Raw genomic sequence first — 18,160 nt, 5'->3', positions numbered from 1 at the left:
CCGTCAACGGGGAGGGGATCTTGGCGACACCTTGCGCTGCGCGTTGACCGGCCGACCGCGCTCAATTCCTGTCTGAATCCGCGAACTCCGAACTCGATGCGCGGCCTATCAGGCATGCCCGGATTGTGGTCAAGGTGCCCTTTCCTTTTCAGGGCTCTCGTAGTGCGGGAGCCATGTGAGAAGGGGATGTTTTGAGACTCTACAGACGAATGCGGGTAAGGCTGGCCGCGTTGGCGGCCGGTGCGTTACTCGCCGGACTTACGCAGCCCGTGGCCTGGGCCGATCCACCAGCACCGACGTCTTCCGACACGAAGGCGGCGGCCGACGCTCAGCGTGACGCGGTGCCGTCGGCCGAGCGGGCCGCGGTGCTGGGCAAGGGGTGGCAGGCGTCCGGCGACGTGGCGTGGACGACCTCGGGGGACGCGGACGGCTTCCATCTCCTGACCGCCAGGAAGAAGGACGGATACAGCTGGCGCACCATCGCGTCGCTTTCCGAGCCGGGCTTCGACGCCGACGCCTGGATCGGCAACACCTGCGTCACCGGTTCGGGTAAGCGGGCGGTTGTGGTCTATGCGCCTCGTACCTTCACCAACAAGCCCCAGCTGATGGCTCGGGGCGGTTTCACCGCGGTGGTCGATCTGGCTTCCGGCCGGGTGACGAAGCTGGAACTCAAGGCGTCGCTGTCCTACTACAACCCGGGCTGCGGACCTGGTGAGACGGTGATCCTGACCCAGTCCGGTGGTGAGGACAGGCCCGGCACCCGGCTGTTCCGGCTGGACGCCTCGACCGGCAGGACCGGCAAGCCGATCCCGGTCAAGGGGCAGGTCACCTCGGCCGTCCCGGTTGCCGGCGGTTCCATAGCCGCGGCCTCCGGCGCGGAGGTCATCAAGGTCGACGCCAGGGGCGGGCGCACGGCTCTCGCCCGTACCGACGGTGTGCCCTACCGCCTGACGCCCGACGGCGACGGGGGGATCGCCTTCCTCGACAAGCGCGGGGTCACGTCCAAGGTGAAGCGCATCGCGGCCGGTGCCGTCGCGCACCCCGACGTACGCACCACGCGGGCGACCGTGCTGGCCCGGGGCCTCGCCACCGAGACCGGGCTGACCCGCAGCGCGGGCACCGTGTATGTGACCGGCACGACCAGGCCGACCGCTGCCCGGACGCCGAGCACGGTGAAGAGGCTCGCGGCGACGCCGAAGGACGTCACCGTCTCCACACGCGGCGAGGCCGTCCTGACCCACACGGCCTGGGCCGACGGCAAGGGCACGCTGCTGCAGCCCGGCGAGGCCACCAAGGCCCGTACGCTGAAGATGTCCCTGACCACCCGCGCCACCGGACGCAAGGCCTCCTTCACCGTCGATCCGGCGCGTCGGGTGTCGGCGTACGCGGGCCAGGGCCGTGACGCGTCCCCGGGACTGCTGTCCGGTTCCCGGGGCAGCGCCAAGGCGTCGGTGGCCGCGACGGCCGCGGGTGACCCGAGCGACCCGGTGGAGGCGGAGCGCACCTGCTCCGTGCCGCGCAACGACGTGCGCAACCAGGCCATGCAGCCCAAGCCGCGCCAGGTGGAGTGGGCGGTCGACATGGCGGTCAAGGGCTTGCTGAACACGCACATCTCGCGCCCTGCCAACTGGAAGAACCTGGGCATGCCCGCGTACATGCCGCAGTCACTCTTCCTGAACCCGCCGCTCGACGGCGGTGGCCGGGCCATGGCGCAGGTCATGCTCGGGGTGACCACCCAGGAGTCGAACATGTGGCAGGCCGGCCGGGAGGCCGTGCCCGGGGTCACCGCCAGCCCGCTGATCGGCAACTACTACGGCATCAACCTCTACGACGGCGACCCCAGCAACGACTGGGACGTCGACTTCGCCAAGGCGGACTGCGGTTACGGCATCACGCAGATCACCGACCACATGCGGATGGCCGGTCGCGAGGACGGCCACGGCGGTGCGGCCTGGGACTACCAGAAGCAGCGGGCCGCCGCGCTGGACTACACCGCCAACATCGCCGCGGGCCTGCAGACCCTCGTCTCCAAGTGGAACGAGACCCGCGCCGCCGGCATGATCGCCAACCACGGCACCAGCGGCCGGCCGGAGAACTGGTACTTCGCCCTGTGGGCGTACAACTCGGGCTTCCACGCCAACGCCGGTGACGGCTCGCCGTGGGGTCTGGGCTGGGCCAACAACCCGGCCAATCCCGAATGGGACGCCGGACGGCTGCCGTTCATGGAGAACGCGGCCGGCGGCGAGGACGCCAGCGCCGCGGCCCGCCCGCAGAACTGGCCCTACCAGGAGAAGGTCCTCGGCTTCGCCGCCCACCCGCCCTCCTTCCTGGAGTCGCCCGGCACGCTGGTTCCCGCGTTCCGCCCCGCCACCTGGAACGGCACCAGCTCGGCCGTCACCGTCAAGGGCAGCGCGCTCTACAACCGGGCCCACCTCAAGGCGCCCGAGGACGCCTTCTGCGACTCCTCCAACAGCTGCGACCCGAGCCGGATCTCCGACGGCGCCTCCAACGACAGCGCGAGCAGCGGTCCCTGCGGCCGTGACGACGTCAAGTGCTGGTGGAACAAGCCCGTGACGTGGAAGACCGACTGTGTCGACACCTGCGGATACGAGTTCGTCCGCTTCGGTGACACCGCGCCCGAAGAGGCCGACGGCACGGCGTATCCGCCGAGCTGCAGCACCAGCGGACTCCCGGACGGGGCTCTCATCGTCGACGACGTCCCGGCCGACACCCCGGTCGTCCGAGCGGGGTGCAGCAACTCCTGGACGAACTCCGGCACCTTCAGCTTCGACTTCGCCAACAACGCGGTCGAGACCGTCTACCCGGCCAAGGTCGACCTCCACCAACTGGGCGCGGGCTTCGGCGGCCACTTCTGGTTCGGTCACACACGCGCCGACGACACCAAGGGCCAGCGGCTGAAGATCACCGGTGACTGGAAGCTCAACAGGGAGCTCGACAAGGACGCCAGGGTCTGGGTGCACCTTCCCGACCACGGTGCGCAGACCAAGCTCGCCAAGTACCAGATCAAGACCCGCAACGGCTGGCGCACCAGGACCGTCTCCCAGCCGGGTGACAGCAACCGGTGGGTGAAGCTCGGGATCTTCCGGACCAAGGGCATCGTGCCCGAGGTCAAGCTGAACACGATCACGTCCGACGGCACGGGGGACGAGGACATCGCCTTCGACGCCGTGGCGTTCGAGCCCGGCGACTGGGACTTCGTACCCGATATCGTCATCCCGGAGGGCGACCCCGACGCGCCCGACCCGGTGTGGGAGGACACGGACCGGCAGAAGCAGCCGAATCCCGAGGGCACGACGCTGGCGGCGAACAAGGAGCGCTGCGTCGCCACGGACCACGAGGGCACACGCCAGTGCGTGAAGCTCGACTACGACATCAAGAAGTACGGCGCCAGGAAGTGGCAGCAGTCCAAGAGCTCCAGGAGTGGCGTCGCCGCGGCCGCCGCCCCGCTGGTGTCGTGGTGCGACGACCCCACCGTCTCCGGCTACACCATCACGCGCCGCGAGGGCTGCAACAAGCTGGCCGTCGTGATCAGGTGGGACCACAACGGCGAGACGGTGGGGACGGCCGTCTTCGCGGTTCGCGAGGAGATCCTGCTGGAGAACAAGGCCGTGTTCCGCGAGCGGATGTTCATGAGCCCGCTGTCCCTCGACGCCTCGTTGGGCACCGTGTCCCTGGACTACTGGGACGCGATCTGCACACCGGACTGCGACGAGGCCTACCAGGGCACCTGGGACGGTCTCACCATGTGGGAACCCGTTGTGGACACGCACTGGGCGTCGGCGACCAGGACGTTCACCTGGAACAACGCTGTGTCCGGTACGTCCCAGAAGTTCGACCGGGGTACGTTCCTCAACTTCAAGGCGGCTGCCCCTGAGGCGGCCGGAGCGGCCGAGACCATCAAGCCGTCCTGGACTTTCTGGGGAGAGGTCGAATGTGACAACAGCGTCGCCGTGGCCAATTCGACCGGCTGCGTCTTCGCCAAGAACACGCCGACGTGGCAGACCAACACCAAACGCTATCCGGCCGCTGCCGCCTACTACTGGGTACTGCGGGAGAAACTTGCGGACCATCCGGGGAGTAAGAAGTACAACAAACCGATGCACCGCATGACGGACAAGGTCCAGCAGGAACACAACCGCAACACGATTTGCAACAAAACCGGCACCGGAAAGTGGACGGCACACCCGGACGCCACCGGGGACACCCAGGGGGTGCAATGCGACGAGTTTCCCTTCGCCGCCACCCTGGAGAGCGGAGGAATACCGACACCGGTCGTCAACGGAGGGATCTGCGCGCAGCTCTTCGCGCAGAAGCAGGACGACGGCACCTGGCGCCTCTTCGACGACGACGGGTACGACCCGCCCACGTGGAAGGAGATCTGCGGGCGTGCTTCCATGCCGGGCAAGCAGAACGGAGACGCGGGAAGAGGCCCGGGACTGTCGGGCTTCTTCACGAAGGCACGGGTGCAGAACGGCGGGGCGTTCTACATGGAGGTTCCGCAGATGGAGGGATGCAATCCCGATGACGTCTGCGTCATCCGTCCCTGAACCACCGCCCTTCTAGGGCGACGGACGTGGGGGGCCGCCGATACGGCCGGTCCCCCACGGTGGGCCGTCCGGCGTCACGTCCAGACGATGTTGCTCGTACCGTCCGACTCGCGGACCGTCTCGGGACGGATCTCCCTGCCGATCGCCGTGACGACGGGCCGTCCGGTCTCCAGGGATTCGAGTGTCTCCTGGAACATCTCGGACAGGCTCTTCCAGCGTACGACCCCCCACAGTTCCAGATCCTGGTCGATCTCCAGGACGGCGCCGTGCGTCGGCCCCTCGCGATGGTCCACGATCAGCTGCGTCCCGACGTGTGTACTGCTGATGGGCACCCATTTCACATGAGCCGTCCGGCCCACGACGAAGTCCGCGTTGTCGTCCTCCTGGCTCCACGCCACGTCCTGCTCCATGTCCCGCTGGCCGAGCATCATGCGCTCGGCGTCGACCGGATAGTGGCCGCCCGGAATGAAGCCGCCGGGGCCGCTGTGCCGGAAGTGGGTCGACACGCCGTTGTGATGCTCAAGCCACATCCGGATTTCCGGGACGAGCGAGAACCTGTTCTCGGTGATCGCATCGATCTCCGACGCCGTCGCGGGCGGGTTCAACGTGCCGAAATCATCCGGCACGTTGACTTCCAGCCACCGGTCGAGACGGTTCAGTACGTCTTGAAGCTGCACGGTTCGTCCTCACGTCTGGATGCTGCCTCCCCTACGACATCACAAGCGCGTGGCGCCCGAGGTGGAGTCGGTTCGATTCCACCTCGGGCGCCACGCGCCACGCGCCGGGCGTCCCGGTGTTCAGCCTCCGTTGACGTCTTCGCTCAGCCTCCGTTGACGTCGTGGGCGATCCGGTCGCCCAGCTCCTTGTCGATGTTGCGCCAGTACTGCAGGGCACGGTCCAGGACCGGGCGGGAGACGTCGGCCTTCAGATGGCCGGTGACGTTCGAGACCAGGCGGTCGCGGGCCGCGTCGTCGAGGACCTGGCGGACCATCGTGCCCGGCTGGCCCCAGTCGTCGTCCTCGCGGTGCAGCTTGTACGCCTCGCGCACCAGCTCGCCCGTGGCCTCCCAGCTCACCGGGTCGCCGAAGCGGGAGAAGTCGGCCGCGGGGCCGCCGTAGGAGTTGGGCGCGTACGGGCGCGCCGCGAGCGACGGCTCGTAGCGCATCGGGCCGTCCTTGGCGTACGAGTTCACCGGGGCGTGCGGGCGGTTCGGCGGCAGCTGGGCGTAGTTCGGACCGATCCGGTACCGGTGTGTGTCCGGATAGGAGAACAGCCGGCCGAGCAGCATCTTGTCCGGCGAGGGGCCGATGCCCGGCACCAGGTTGGACGGCTCGAAGGCGGCCTGCTCGATGTGGATGAAGTAGTCCTCGGGGTTTCTGTCGAGGGTCATCCGGCCGACGTCGATCAGCGGATAGTCCCCGTGCGGCCAGACCTTGGTCAGGTCGAAGGGGTTGAAGCGGTAGTCCGCCGCGTCCTCGAACGGCATGATCTGGACCTTCAGGCTCCAGCTCGGCGCGTTCCCGGACTCGATCGACTCGTACAGGTCCCGACGGTGCTTGTCCGCGTCCGACCCGGCCAGCTCGTCGGCCTCCGCCTGGGTGAGGAAGTCGATGCCCTGGTCGGTCTTGAAGTGGTACTTCACCCAGAACTTCTCACCGGCGCCGTTGATCCACATGTAGGTGTGGGAGCCGTAGCCGTTCATGTTGCGGTACGTCTTCGGGATGCCCCGGTCGCCCATCAGCCAGGTCACCTGGTGTGCCGACTCGGGCGAGAGGGTCCAGAAATCCCACTGCATGTCGTTGCTGCGCAGCCCGGTCGCCGGGTGGCGCTTCTGCGAGCGGATGAAGTCCTGGAACTTGATCGTGTCACGGACGAAGAAGACCGGGGTGTTGTTGCCCACCAGGTCGTAATTGCCCTGCTCGGTGTAGAACTTCAGCGCGAATCCGCGCGGGTCGCGCCAGGTGTCGGGCGAACCCTGCTCGCCGGCCACGGTGGAGAAACGAGCCAGCATCTCGGTGCGTCTGCCCGGCTGGAAAAGATCGGCCTTGGTGAACTGACTGACATCATTCGTTACTTCGAAGAACCCGTATGCGCCACTGCCTTTGGCGTGCACCACCCGCTCGGGGACCCGCTCCCGGTTGAACTGGGCCATCTTCTCGATGAGGTAGTGGTCCTGGAGCAGGATGGGGCCGTCGGGACCGACGGTCAGCGAGTGTTCGTCGCTCTCCACCGGAATGCCGACGTTGTTCGTGGTGTACGGAGCCTTCTGGGGTGCCTGCGTCACGAGCGTCCTCCCGTCAAGAAGAGAGTCTTCAGATCGCTTCGCTCACCTCAGCAGTCAACTCTGCCGACAGGATGTCGGCAACCGGGCCGCCGTGGGGCGAGGCGCATCGCGTACCCCTCGGCCCCCCCCCGGTCCATTCAGCCCCGGTTCAGTTCGAACCAGACCACCTTTCCGGTGCTCAGACGCGTGGCGCCCCACCGTCTGGCCAGTTTGTTGACCAGATACAGGCCACGCCCGCCCTCGTCCGTGGCGCGCGCCTGCCGCAGCCTGGGCAGCTGCGGCACGTCGTCGCCCACCTCGCAGCGCAGCACGTCCGTACGCAGCAGACGGAGGGTGACCGGGCGTGACGCATAGCGCACGGCGTTGGTGACGACCTCGCTGACCAGCAGCTCCACGGAGTCGCTCATGTCCTCCAGGCCCCAGCGGGACAGCGCCCGGCGGGCCAGGCGCCGGGCCCGCCCGGGGGCCGCGTCCTCCGGCTCCAGGAACCAGTACGCCACATCGCTCGGCGCGATCCCGTCGAAGCGGGCGGCGAGCAGCGCGATGTCGTCGTCCCGGTCGCCCGGACCGAGCATGTCCAGCACCTCGTCGCAGAGCGCTTCCAGCGGCGGCGGATGGTCCGGGCCGGTGAGCTGCGCGGTGGCGGCGAGCTTCTCGCGCAGCTGTTCTATGCCGGTCCACACGTCCCTGAGGCGCGACTCGACCAGGCCGTCCGTGTAGAGCAGGAGCGTCGCTCCGGCGGGCGCGTCCAGCTCGACCGCCTCGAAATCCACTCCTCCTACGCCGATGGGGGCGCCCGGCGGCACCCGCAGCACCTCGGCCCGGCCGCCCAGGTGCAGCAGCACCGGCGGCGGATGGCCCGCGTTGGCGATGGTGATCCGGTGCGCGACCGGGTCGTAGACGGCGTACAAGCAGGTCGCCATGCGGTCGGTGCCCAGGCGCTGGGCCTGCTCGTCCAGGTGGTGCAGCACCTCCTGCGGGGGCAGGTCGAGCCCGGCGAGGGTCTGCGCGGTGGTGCGCAGCTGGCCCATGATCGCGGCCGAGGTCATCGAGTGGCCCATGACGTCACCGACGACGAGGGCGACGCGGCTGCCCGGCAGCGGGATCGCGTCGTACCAGTCGCCGCCGACCCGGGCGGTCTCCGCGGCCGGCAGATAGCGCGAGGCCAGCCGCACTCCGGTGGGGCGCGGCAGCGTCTCGGGCAGCATGGTGCGCTGCAGCTCGTCGGCGATGTACGCCTCGCGGCCGTACAGCACCGCCTTGTCGATGCCGAGCGCGCTGTGCGTGGCGAGCTGGGCCGCGACCAGCAGATCGTCCGTCTCGAACGCCATCCGCTCGGGGCGGCGCACGAAGAGCGCCGCGCCGATCACCCGGCGCCGCCCGCGCAGCGGGGCGAGGATCGCGCGCTGGCCGGTGGGCACGATCAGCTCGTCGCCGAGCAGCTCGGGCAGCGCGGCCCGGGCGGCGGGCGCGTCCGCGAAGACCGGGCGCACGCCGCGCAGTACCTCGGCGAGGGCGCCGCCGGGGCGCACCTCGCACAGCTCGGCCGTCATCGCCGAAAGTTCGTTCGGCTCGGGCCGCAGTGCGGGCATGAAGCCGTTCTCGGTGTCCCGCTCCTCGGGGATCCGGTCGGTGCGCCGCAACCGCAGCACGAGGGGCCCGGTGGGCCGCTCGTCGCCGACCGGCAGCGGGTCGCGCAGATAGACGAGGATCGCGTCCGAGAAGGTCGGCACGGTGGCCCGGCACAGACCCATGACGATCTCGTCCAGGTCGATGCCGCGGGCGATCCGCCGGGTCGCCGCGCCCACGAAGCGCAGCCGGTCGCCGTCACGCCGCATCGGCATCGGGCCCGCGTGCGGCAACCCCTGCCCGGTACGCCGGTCCGTGCCCGTGGTGTTCCCGGACGGCCGGTCGCCTTCCATGCCCGGCTGGGCCGGGATGCCCTCGGGAGCCGGGCGCGGGCGGTGCGCGTCGGGCTCGCTGGCCGAGGGCTGGGAGTGCTCGGGGCCGGGGGAGGCGGGCGGCGGCGTGGACGCGCCGGTGCCCGAGGGAGACGGTGTGTCGGTGCTCGCCGACGCCTGGGTGGCGGACGATCCGTGCTGGCCGTAGGGCGTGCTCGGAGCGGAACCGGTGGGGGCGTCGCCGGTGCGGGCGGGTTGAGCGGGTAATGCGCCGGGCGCGCGCTGCGGCTCCGGGGTACGCAGGAGCGCCCCGCGGGGGTCCGCGGGGGTGGAGGGCCGGCCGGCGCCGCTCTGGCGGCGCTCGTGCGAGGTGGGGTGCTCCGTCACGCGTGTCGAATCCATCCGTCCGGGGCTGCGCGCCGTGCGTGCAGTTCGTCCCGCAGCCCCGATACCCGGAATGTGTGTCCCGGGAACGGAATCTGCGCGTCGTCAGGACGGGGCCTGCCCGTCGCCGACGTGAACGCCGTCATCGGGCCGAACGCCCGGTGCGGCCCGGCGGGCCGTCCGCCGACCGTACCGTCGTGGCCCTCGTACCCCTCGCTCACGTCCTGCCGCCCCTCGGTGACGTATGGTCAAGCCCAGCGCATGCTGCGGTAGTTGCTGCTGTGCGCCCTTGCGGAGGACGATCCTACGGTTGTACCACGGGGGCGCATCAAGGGTCTCATGAGGACACGTGCGCGGGCGTACGGTCCCAGTCATCCGGCAGGGAAGGAACCGGCCAGGCGGGATCCGGGCGCCAGTGCTGCCAGCCGTCCGAGAACGGCGCGCCCCAGGCACGGATCACCTCCACCGCGCAGTGCCCTGCCTCTCTTACCTGTGCGGCCAGTTGAGTATCCATCAATCCGGCCCGTTGCGCCTGTGCGAACTCGTCTTCGTCGAGCCAGTGCCAACTGCGGTCCGGGTGCACGGAGATGTCCAGGAAGTGATCCTCGGAGTCGACCCCGCCCTCCCAACGGGCGAGCGGCGCCTCCAGGTTCACGTACCAGTTCTTGAACCGCCAGCCCGGTTCCCAGAACAGCCACACCGACCAGGGCTGGCCGGGCCGCGCCAGCTTCAGCACTCCGGTGCCGAACCAGCGGCCCCGCTGCACCGTTCGCGCCTTGGTGTAGCGGGACTCCAGCGGTTCTCCGTGCACGGGTGTGCCGTCGGCGAGCACGGGCTTCACGCACTCGGTGCCGGGCGCCATCCACACCGCGAGCAGTTCCTCGTCGTCCCGTACGACGGTCACGGGGCGGCAGATGTGGACGTGCTCACCGGCGTTCTCCCGGTACCGCCACAGAATGTGACTCCCGGGGGCCCAGTACACCGCCGACCCGCCCGCCGCCACTCGCCTCACCGCTCCACCCTCTGCCATGACCAGATATTAGGTGCCCCAGGCATACGACGCTGCGGTGCGCGTCACGGTTCGCGCGATGGAGCGAATGACGTAACGGAGACGTCATCCAATGGCTTCCAAGGTCATCCGGGGAGTGAACGCCGTTTACGGATGCGTCATCCTCAGGACATCGAGCGCCTCGTCCAGCTGCTCCAGGGTGAGGTCACCGCGCTCGACGTACCCGGAGTCCAGGACGACCTGGCGGATCGTCCGCCGTTCCGCCAGTGCCTTCTTGGCCACCTTGGCGGCCTCCTCGTAGCCGATGTACTTGTTGAGCGGTGTCACGACCGACGGCGAGGACTCGGCGTACTCGCGGGCCCGTTCGCGGTGGGCGACGATCCCGTCGACCGTGCGGTCGGCGAGCAGGCGCGAGACGTTGGCGAGGAGACGGATCGATTCCAGGACGTTCTTGGCGATGACCGGAAGCATGACGTTCAGCTCGAAGTTGCCGGCTGCTCCGGCGACGGTGACCGTCGCGTCGTTGCCCATCACCTGGGTCGCGACCATCAGCACGGCCTCGGGAATGACCGGATTCACCTTGCCGGGCATGATCGAGGAGCCGGGCTGGAGATCGGGCAGGCTGATCTCGGCCAGCCCGGTGCGCGGACCGGACGCCATCCACCGCAGATCGTTGGCGATCTTCGTCAGCCCGACCGCGATGGTCCGCAGCTGCCCGCTCGTCTCGACGATCCCGTCCCGCGCGCCCTGTGCCTCGAAGTGGTCACGGGCCTCGGTGAGCGGCAGCCCGGTGGCCCGCGCCACCTCGGCGATGACGGCCGCGGAGAACCCGGGCGGCGTGTTGATCCCGGTGCCGACAGCGGTCCCACCGAGCGGCAGTTCGGCGAGCCGGGGCAGCGAGGCCCGGAGGCGCTCGACGCCGTACCGCACCTGCGCCGCGTACCCCCCGAACTCCTGCCCGAGCGTCACCGGCGTGGCGTCCATGAGATGCGTACGCCCCGACTTCACGACGTCCGCGAACTCCTCGGCCTTCCGCTCCAGGGCGGCGGTGAGGTGTTCCAGAGCCGGGACGAGATCCCTGGTCACGGCGGCGGTGGCGGCGATGTGGATCGAGGACGGGAACACGTCGTTCGACGACTGCGAGGCGTTCACATGGTCATTGGGGTGTACGTCCCTGCCGAGCCGCTCGGTCGCGAGCGTGGCGATGACCTCGTTGGTGTTCATGTTGGAGGACGTTCCGGAACCCGTCTGGAAGACGTCCACCGGGAAGTGCGCGTCCCAGCGACCCTCGGCGACCTCGCCCGCCGCCTCCTGGATGGCCGCGGCCACGTCCTTGTCGACCACCCCCAGCTGCGCGTTGACCCTGGCCGCCGCGCCCTTGATCAGCGCCAGCGCCTCGATGTGCGCGCGCTCCAGACGCTGACCCGAGATGGGGAAATTCTCCACGGCCCGTTGGGTCTGGGCCCGCCACTTCGCGTCCGCGGGCACCCTGACCTCGCCCATGGAGTCGTGCTCGATCCGGTACGGGGCTGCCTGTTCGTCGGCCATCGACGATCACCTCCAGTGGGGACAGCGTCGCGGACGTGCCCCGTGTTCCCGGCAAGGCGGCTCCCGTTTCTCCCGGGGAGTCGGCTCCGTGAGCTGCGCTCCTGGGGAGTCAGCTCCGTGAGCCGCCGAGCGGGCCGGTGCACGCCGACGTCCCGCCGACCGTGGCGCAGGCCTCCGCCCCGCTGGGGCTCGACGCGGCCAGCATCGGGCTGCTGTAGCCGTCGGAGGGGTCGCCCCGGTAGGCGGCGGACAGCTCGTCCTGGTCCGATCTGATCGAGATCTCCCGCGCCCCGCCGGTCCTGGTGCGGACCTCCGACCAGACCGTCGCGCACGAGGGGGAGAAACGCAGCAGCACGACCTGCCCGGCGCGCGTGACGGTGCTCTCCGTACGCGCGTCACGGGCGCAGGCCTCGGAGGTCGGGAACTGCCCCTGGCAGTCGAGGCCCCGGCAGGAGGCGCCGGCGGGAGCCGCGGGCTGGTCGGGGTCGAGGACGTCGGCGGCGCCCGCGGTGACCACCACCGTGGCCGCCATCGCCGCGAGGGCGATGACGGCCCGGTTGGACCCCCGGACGCGCCGGCCCCGAACCGGCGCGTCCGGAACCGCGGCCTGTGGGACCGGGGCTCCCAGGGGCGGGGTCGCCGCCCTGGACTGGGCCCGGGACGCGGCGTCCCACAGGGAGAGAAGGGGACCCGGGTCGGTGTCCGCCAGACGGCCGAGCGACTCGACCGCCGAGCGCGGCGGAAACTGATCACCGCTCAGGTAGCGGTGCCAGGTCGACTTGCTGAACGGGGTGACGGAGGCCAGCGCTGCCAGACTCAGCCCCGTCCGCTGCCTGAGGCACCGGAGCCGCTCCATCAGCAGCCGCTCCTCGTCGATGTCCTCCGTGCCGACGTCCTCCGTGCCGGTGCGTTCCGTAGGGACGCGCTCGGTACCGATGTGCTCCATGTCGATATGTTCTGTTTTCGTGCGTACTGCCTTGCTGTGTTCTGTCTCGTCCAACGAGTCGGGCAGCGGCTGTCTCTTGACCCTCACGTGGCTCTTCCTCTCGCTCCCTCGCCCTGCCGGGGTGACCGCCCTGATGTGTTCCCTCGCTCGGCGCCCGGGCACACCCCGATCGCCCGAATGCGAACCGAATATGAAGGGGAGTTGACCTGCTGTTTCGTCAGGGGAGTGGGGTCGTCGGCTGATCGACTTGTCCTACCGACCGGCGGGGCGGACCTCGCCCCGCCGGCCGGTGCCGGACCTCAGGAGGCGAGCGGCGAGGTGTTCGTCAGCACCAGCGGACGGCGCGGCTGTTGCGGACGTAGTGGGCGGAGACGTAGCCCCGGTTGTGGGCGAGCTTGTACCAGCGCGAGTTGCCCATGACGGAGGAACCGCTCTTCTTGCAGACGAGGGTCACCACGCGGCCGGCCCGCCGCGAGCCGACGATCCGGTAGCCGGTACCCGGACCGGACCGGACGCGCAGACGCGTGTGGTGGGTCGTCACCCGGCCCAGGACGTGCCGGGTGACGTGGTGCCGGGCGTGGTGGCGCGCGTGGGTGATCGGGGCCAGTGGCAGGGTGTGCGCGGCGCGCTGGAGGCCGGGGATCGAGGACAGCGGGGACGCCGGGTACCAGCTCGACGACGCGACCGGCGAGGACACGGCGCCCCGGCCGGTAACGTGCGGGGCGGCCGGGGCGGCGGAGGCGACGGCTGTCACCGGGAAGACGGCGACAGCCGCGATCGCGGCCACCAGGCCGTTGCGCAAAGTGCGACCAATCATGGGATTTCCCTCCGAGATGACCTGCGGACCACAGGCTGTGATCCGGTCATCACGGAGGGTTTCCGTCAAAGCTCACAAAAATGCTGTCCCACTCGTTCCTGGGACGAAGTGGGACAGCATCGGGGCGTGGCGGGACGCGTCCAGGCGGCGAACAGCTGCCTCTGGCGTCCCGGGACGCTACGCCGGCCCAGGTCCCCGCACCGGAATCGACGTGAACGTCGGAGCCGGTGCCGGGTCCTGGAAGCAGTCGTTCGACTCGTTCGCCGGACGGCACCACTCGGCCCGTCCGGCGTTTGAGGACCCCCGGCCGCCCCGAAAGGCGCTACGCGAGCCCAGGCCCCCGCACCGGAATCGAAGTGAACGTCGGAGCCGGGGCGGGATCCTGGAAGAAGTCGTTGCCCTTGTCGTCGACGACGATGAACGCCGGGAAGTCCTCGACCTCGATCTTCCAGACGGCTTCCATGCCGAGCTCCTCGTACTCGACGACCTCGACCTTCTTGATGCAGTCCTGGGCGAGCCGCGCGGCGGGGCCGCCGATGGAGCCGAGGTAGAAGCCGCCGTGCGCGTCACAGGCGCTTGTGACCTGCGCGGAACGGTTGCCCTTCGCGAGCATCACCTTGGAGCCGCCCGCGGCCTGGAACTGCTCCACGTAGGAGTCCATGCGGCCGGCGGTGGTGGGGCCGAACGAGCCCGACGCGTAACCCTCGGGGGTCTTGGCCGGACCGGCGTAGTACACCGGGTGGTCCTTGAGGTACTGCGGCATCTCCTCGCCCGCGTCGAGCCGCTCCTTGATCTTGGCGTGCGCGATGTCGCGCGCCACGACGAGCGGGCCGGAGAGCGAGAGCCGGGTCTTGACCGGGTACTTCGTCAGCTCGGCGAGGATGTCGTCCATCGGCTGGTTCAGGTCGATCCGGACGACGTCGTCCGCGGCGGAGTCCAGGTGCTCGTCCGTGGTCTCCGGCAGGAAGCGCGCGGGGTCGGTCTCCAGCTGCTCCAGGAACACGCCCTCGGCGGTGATCTTCGCGACGGCCTGACGGTCGGCGGAGCAGGACACCGCGATCGCGACGGGGCAGGACGCGCCGTGCCGCGGCAGACGCACCACGCGCACGTCGTGACAGAAGTACTTGCCGCCGAACTGCGCGCCGATGCCGATCTTCTGGGTCAGCTCGAAGACCTTCTGCTCCAGGTCCTTGTCCCGGAAGCCGTGACCGAGCTCCGAGCCCTCGGCCGGAATCTCGTCCAGGTAGTGCGCGGAGGCGTACTTCGCGGTCTTCAGGGCGTACTCGGCGCTCGTGCCGCCGACCACGATCGCCAGGTGGTACGGCGGGCAGGCGGCCGTGCCCAGCGAACGGATCTTCTCCTCCAGGAACTTCATCATGGAGGCCTCGTTCAGAACGGCCTTCGTCTCCTGGTACAGGAAGCTCTTGTTCGCCGAACCGCCGCCCTTGGCCATGAACAGGAACTTGTAGGCGCCGCCGTCGGTCGCGTACAGCTCGATCTGCGCCGGAAGGTTGGACCCGGTGTTCTTCTCCTCCCACATGGTGAGCGGAGCCATCTGCGAGTAGCGCAGGTTCAGTTTGGTGTACGCGTCGTAGATGCCCCGCGAGAGGGCCTCCTCGTCGCCGCCCTCGGTGAGCACGTTCTGTCCGCGCTTGCCCATCACGATCGCGGTGCCGGTGTCCTGGCACATGGGCAGCACGCCGGCGGCCGCGATGTTCGCGTTCTTCAGCAGGTCCAGGGCGACGAACTTGTCGTTGCCGGACGCCTCGGGGTCGTCGATGATGCGCCGCAGCTGCGCCAGGTGCGCGGGCCGCAGATAGTGCTGGATGTCGTGGATGGCCTCCGCGGCGAGCTTGCGCAGCGCCTCCGGGTCGACCTTGAGGAACGTGCGCCCGTCGGCCTTGAAGGTGGAGACACCCTCGGAGGTCACCAGCCGGTACGGGGTGGTGTCCTCTCCCTGGGGGAGCAGATCGGTGTACGCGAACTCAGGCACTAGCCCATTCCTCACTCGGCAGACAGCGGCATGCCTCCATTGGCAGCATCCACCAGCGTAGAACCTGGCGCCGACGGTGAGTCTGTGAGGTAAGGCTCAGTTGGCGTGAAGGGGCGGTTTTCCACAGGTCGCGAGAAGGGGTAGTCGCGATCTATCGCGTTTGGGTACGCTGCTGTCGTGGACCTTCAGAAGCGCACCGAAACCCGGGCCTCCGACGCCGAACTCCGGGCCTCCGACGCCGACCGTGACCGGATCGCCGACATTCTGCGCGATGCCCTCGCCGAGGGGCGCCTGACCGCCGACGAGCACGCTGAGCGGATCGAGGGGGTGCTGGCCACGAAGACGGTGGGAGAGCTCGACCGGTTCGTCCAGGACCTGCCCGCCGCGAGCGCGGGCCGCGCGACCCCCGCGTACGCGTCCGTGCCCAACCGCCCCCAGCCGGGCGGCATCCCGGCGGAGGCCGACGAGAACGTGGTGGCGGTGTTCAGCGCCGCCGTGCGCAAGGGCCGCTGGCGCGCCGGGCGCCGCATCCACGCGTACGCCGTCTTCGGCTCCGTCGACATCGACCTCAGCGAGGCGATCTTCGAGTACCAACAGGTCGTGATCAAGGCGATCTCGGTCTTCGGCAACGTCGAGATCAAGGTCCCGGAGAACGTCTCGCTGCGCGGCAGCGGCGGCGGAGTCCTCGGTAACTTCGAGACGCACCCCACGGACGGGGGCGACCCCGATGCCCCCGTGGTCTACGTCGAAGGCTTCGCGGTGCTGGGGAACATCGAGGCGCGGCCCAAGCGCGGCAAGCTCGTCGCCGACATTCTCGACCGCACGATGGACCGGGTGGACAGGACTTTGCGCAAGCACCTCGACCGTTGACGCCTGTGAACGCGACGGCGCGCGGGGCGCATTGGTCCACTCACCCGCGCCCCGTTTTTGAACGACCGGCTCCGCTCTCGGAAACTCAGTGCATAGGCGCGCGCACAGCGGGTAGGGCTTGCTGCATCGCCTCTTGGAGGGCGCTGTGGGACTTCCCGCGGTGCCCGGCACGCCCGCGAAGCCGTCGTCAGGAGTAGACCGTGCTGCAACCGCCGCATCAGTCCCTGCAGGTAGCTGCCGTTCCGGCCCAGCGGGCGCCAGTGCGGGACAGGGACCAGGAAGCCCCATGGCACACGGAGGCGGTGTGCCGCAGGGACGAGGCGGGCCTGTTCTTCGCGCCCTCCAAGGAGCCCACGGCGGCCCGGCTGTCCCGCGAGGAGGCGGCGAAGCGCGTCTGCGCCCGCTGTCCCGTGATGGTGGAGTGCCGCGAACACGCGCTGCTGCAACCCGAGCCGTACGGAGTGTGGGGGGGCCTCACCGCCGCCGAGCGCCGCGTGGTGCTCGCCCGGCGCCGCCGCCGCGACCTGGAACTCAAGAAGGCCGCACGCGGCACGATAGCCGCAGCCGGCTGACCCATGCAGACACCGAAGGGGCCACCCCTCCGCACGGGGGCGGCCCCTTCGCCGTACACACTTCTTCACGCATCCTGTAAGGCACGCACCCCGTAGGCACGCGTCCGAAGGGGCGCGGGGAACTGCGCGACCAGCCGCAACGGGCCCGCAGTGCCCCGCAACCGGCAGTTCCCCGGCTGACCCCGCGGAGCTACTTCGCCCGGTCGAAGTCGATCGCGCTGTACGCCCGCAGCTTGCTCAGCCGATGCTCCGACCGAATCTGGCGCACCGTACCCGACTTGGACCGCATCACGATCGACTCGGTGGTCGCGGTCTCCGCCCGGTACCGCACCCCGCGCAGCAGCTCCCCGTCCGTGATCCCGGTGGCGACGAAGAACACGTTCTCGCCGGAGACCAGGTCGTCGGTGAGCAGCACACGGTCGAGGTCGTGCCCGGCGTCCAGCGCGCGCTGCCGCTCCTCGTCGTCCTTGGGCCACAGCTTGCCCTGGATGGTGCCGCCCAGGCACTTCACGGCGCAGGCGGAGATGATGCCCTCGGGCGTACCGCCGACGCCGAGGAGCAGGTCGATGCCCGTGCCCTCGCGCAGCGCGAGGATCGAGCCCGCGACGTCGCCGTCGGAGATCAGCTTGATCCGGGCGCCGGTCTCGCGGATCTCCTTGATGATCCCCTCGTGGCGCGGCCGGTCGAGGATCACGACGGTGACGTCCTCGGGCGAGGACTTCTTGGCCTTGGCGACCCGGCGGATGTTCACCGCGACGGGCGCGTTGATGTCGACGAAGTCGGCGGCCTCAGGCCCGGTGACCAGCTTGTCCATGTAGAAGACCGCGGACGGGTCGAACATGGTGCCGCGGTCGGCGGCGGCCAGCACCGCGATCGCGTTGCTCATGCCCTTGGCGGTCAGCGTGGTGCCGTCGATCGGGTCGACGGCGATGTCGCACTCGGGGCCGGTCCCGTCGCCCACGCGCTCCCCGTTGAAGAGCATCGGGGCCTCGTCCTTCTCGCCTTCACCGATGACGACGACGCCGTTCATCGAGACGGTGGAGACGAGGGTCCGCATGGCCCGGACGGCGGCGCCGTCGGCGCCGATCTTGTCGCCGCGGCCGACCCAGCGGCCCGCGGCCATCGCGGCGGCCTCGGTGACCCGGACGAGTTCCAGGGCGAGATTTCGGTCGGGGGCCTCGGAAGGGACCTCGAGCTCGGACGGCAGTTGATGATTCTCGGTCATCGAGACGCACCTTTCTGATACGACGACGGCCGGATGAGGGTGT

At 69.6% G+C, this 18,160-nt stretch carries 12 protein-coding genes; 3 read left to right on the top strand and 9 right to left on the bottom strand.

Going from position 1 to position 18,160, the window contains the following annotated elements; all coding sequences use genetic code 11:
• The first annotated feature begins 209 nt into the window (after positions 1–209).
• Positions 210–4,568, top strand: a complete 4,359-nt coding sequence (locus ACZ69M_RS22685; RefSeq protein WP_470052224.1) for a golvesin C-terminal-like domain-containing protein — start codon at positions 210–212, stop codon at positions 4,566–4,568.
• Between the two features lie 74 nt (positions 4,569–4,642).
• Here the strand turns inward: ACZ69M_RS22685 and ACZ69M_RS22680 are convergent, their stop codons facing one another.
• The 8 genes from ACZ69M_RS22680 to ACZ69M_RS22645 all read right to left on the bottom strand — a co-directional run bounded on the left by ACZ69M_RS22680 (position 4,643) and on the right by ACZ69M_RS22645 (position 15,450).
• On the bottom strand, positions 4,643–5,245 hold the full coding sequence (locus tag ACZ69M_RS22680) for an SMI1/KNR4 family protein (protein WP_470052222.1): 603 nt from the start codon (positions 5,243–5,245) through the stop codon (positions 4,643–4,645).
• Positions 5,246–5,388: 143 nt separating this feature from the next.
• Complete coding sequence (locus ACZ69M_RS22675; RefSeq protein WP_470052221.1) at positions 5,389–6,852, bottom strand: catalase; 1,464 nt, start codon at positions 6,850–6,852, stop codon at positions 5,389–5,391.
• A gap of 137 nt (positions 6,853–6,989) precedes the next feature.
• On the bottom strand, positions 6,990–9,155 hold the full coding sequence (locus ACZ69M_RS22670) for a SpoIIE family protein phosphatase (protein WP_470052219.1): 2,166 nt from the start codon (positions 9,153–9,155) through the stop codon (positions 6,990–6,992).
• 319 nt (positions 9,156–9,474) lie between these two features.
• Complete coding sequence (gene fomD / locus ACZ69M_RS22665; protein ID WP_470052217.1) at positions 9,475–10,167, bottom strand: cytidylyl-2-hydroxypropylphosphonate hydrolase; 693 nt, start codon at positions 10,165–10,167, stop codon at positions 9,475–9,477.
• A gap of 126 nt (positions 10,168–10,293) precedes the next feature.
• Positions 10,294–11,694 carry a class II fumarate hydratase gene (locus tag ACZ69M_RS22660; protein ID WP_470052215.1) on the bottom strand — a complete coding sequence of 467 codons (1,401 nt, stop codon included), beginning with the start codon at positions 11,692–11,694 and terminating at the stop codon, positions 10,294–10,296.
• A gap of 109 nt (positions 11,695–11,803) precedes the next feature.
• Positions 11,804–12,640 carry a helix-turn-helix domain-containing protein gene (locus ACZ69M_RS22655; protein ID WP_470052213.1) on the bottom strand — a complete coding sequence of 279 codons (837 nt, stop codon included), beginning with the start codon at positions 12,638–12,640 and terminating at the stop codon, positions 11,804–11,806.
• Positions 12,641–12,965: 325 nt separating this feature from the next.
• Complete coding sequence (locus ACZ69M_RS22650; protein WP_470052211.1) at positions 12,966–13,457, bottom strand: SH3 domain-containing protein; 492 nt, start codon at positions 13,455–13,457, stop codon at positions 12,966–12,968.
• A gap of 322 nt (positions 13,458–13,779) precedes the next feature.
• Positions 13,780–15,450 (bottom strand): fumarate hydratase, encoded by a 1,671-nt coding sequence (locus tag ACZ69M_RS22645; protein ID WP_470052209.1) that lies wholly within the window; start codon positions 15,448–15,450, stop codon positions 13,780–13,782.
• Between the two features lie 177 nt (positions 15,451–15,627).
• Here ACZ69M_RS22645 and ACZ69M_RS22640 point away from each other — a divergent pair, with 177 nt between their 5' ends.
• Both ACZ69M_RS22640 and ACZ69M_RS22635 read left to right on the top strand, forming a co-directional pair.
• The gene (locus ACZ69M_RS22640; protein WP_470052208.1) at positions 15,628–16,320 is read left to right on the top strand and encodes a DUF1707 SHOCT-like domain-containing protein; all 693 of its coding nucleotides are present in this window, start codon (positions 15,628–15,630) and stop codon (positions 16,318–16,320) included.
• Positions 16,321–16,520: 200 nt separating this feature from the next.
• Positions 16,521–16,892 (top strand): WhiB family transcriptional regulator, encoded by a 372-nt coding sequence (locus ACZ69M_RS22635; RefSeq protein ID WP_075028724.1) that lies wholly within the window; start codon positions 16,521–16,523, stop codon positions 16,890–16,892.
• Between the two features lie 190 nt (positions 16,893–17,082).
• On the opposite strand, the gene glpX is transcribed toward ACZ69M_RS22635, so the two are convergent.
• Positions 17,083–18,117 carry a class II fructose-bisphosphatase gene (gene glpX, locus ACZ69M_RS22630; protein WP_470052205.1) on the bottom strand — a complete coding sequence of 345 codons (1,035 nt, stop codon included), beginning with the start codon at positions 18,115–18,117 and terminating at the stop codon, positions 17,083–17,085.
• Positions 18,118–18,160: the final 43 nt, after the last annotated feature.

It is taken from the genome of Streptomyces sp. NPDC107454, from assembly GCF_055582885.1.
Note: the sequence above shows the minus strand (reverse complement) of the source record. Positions and strands in the feature narration are given on the sequence as shown.